The organism is Falsihalocynthiibacter sp. CO-5D18, assembly GCF_041205445.1.
GTDB classification, from domain to species: Bacteria; Pseudomonadota; Alphaproteobacteria; order Rhodobacterales; family Rhodobacteraceae; genus Falsihalocynthiibacter; species Falsihalocynthiibacter arcticus.
Genome location: NZ_JBGFCF010000055.1, coordinates 1 through 1,471, shown reverse-complemented (window position 1 = coordinate 1,471; position 1,471 = coordinate 1). Strand labels below are relative to the sequence as shown.

Annotated in this window: 1 pseudogene; it reads right to left on the bottom strand. The window is 53.6% G+C overall.

Annotated elements, in window-relative coordinates:
• Positions 1 to 160: 160 nt before the first annotated feature.
• Positions 161 to 1,398: pseudogene (locus AB9F27_RS21815) on the bottom strand (transposase).
• Positions 1,399 to 1,471 lie beyond the last annotated feature (73 nt).

Sequence of the window (1,471 nt, the reverse complement as noted above, 5' to 3'; positions counted from 1 at the left end):
GAAACCCGGCTGATCTTGGTGCCCTTAAGAGTTTTTGACGTTCGTGTCCATTTTGGCACGATATCGTTATTCCGCTACCCTGATGGATCATGGTGGCGCTCAGGACAGTCTTCGGCCTATCCGAGCATTTGTGTTCTAATTTGAAGGCGAGCGGGACCTTTTACGCCTTCATGGCCGCTATCATCGCCGGAATGCCCATCAGGTTCATGACGCGGGTCATATTGTAGGCCAGCACATGCAGCGCCATCTCAGTTGCCACGTTTTTCAGGGTTCGCATTTTGAAGTGGGTGGCCCCCATCCATGATTTGATCGTGCCGTAGGGATGTTCGACGGTCATGCTGCGGACCGCCAGTTGAGCTGGGTTTGCATCCAGTCGTGCTTGCACCCGCTCAAGAACATCTTCTTTTTCCCAACGACGCACACGCCGGTCTTTGCTCGTTGTGCATTTGGTCTTGATCCGCTGCCCGGCAGTTGATTGCAAAGCAATCAATGAGAGGGACGCAACCAGCGCACGCCCCCGACCAATATGACCTGATGGCCTTCCCATCTTGTTGGCCGGTAAATCTGTAGATCAGTTTCTCGCCTGCTGGGCAGACATAGACATCCAGGTCGCTGTCATAGGCGAAGTCAGCCTTATCAAACTGACCGCGTGCAGCGGCATTTGATGTCATCGGTTTGGGAACGACAACTGAGATACCAGCCTCTTCGCTAGCGACAATTTCCTCGCCCTTGTAATAACCCTTATCCACTGCCCGGCAGTGTATGCGCAGCATGCACGAGAGGGGGCGATTGCTGTGAGCTGGTCTGTGGTCATGACGTCGTTCGCTGCCCCAGCCATCATCGACAAAGCGTCGCGATCAAAACCAAGCATAGTGACTTCGTGCGCAACGATCAGGTGGTGATCGGCTTCGACAGCCGTTTGGACATTATAGCCAACAATACGGGGCATGCGCGCTGTTGTTGCCATTGATCTGGCGTCTGGATCGCTGAATGAGACCTGTGTTTCTCCGGTCTCATCCATCCGCTGTTCAATTGATCTGTAACGCAAGGCCTCCTTTTGCAGAGGTTCCAGCTTTCGCAGGGTGCGTTCCATGCGGGCTTCAAGCGACCCGTCAGCCAAATGAGCTCCAGATCACGCCCGCACGCACGTTCCAACCGTCGTGATGATTGAACTTGATTCAGATATCCATACAGTTAAATCCGCAGCATCAACCCCGGATGACAACCGGGCCGACCCGTCGCGGCAGGTTGCGCGCTGAAGCCAAGAACCGCCAAATCAAGCATGTCCGCGAAAACATCAATGGCGCGGACGTGGCTATTCTCATCAACATAATCGTCGAGGTGTTCAGGCAGTAACATCGTCCGCTGCCAGTCTAAACCTTCGATGAAATGCGTCATGAACAACCTCCATACCGAATACGGAAATTATAGCAGCATCTGGATCAAAATGGGGGAGTTTTCACACAGCCTC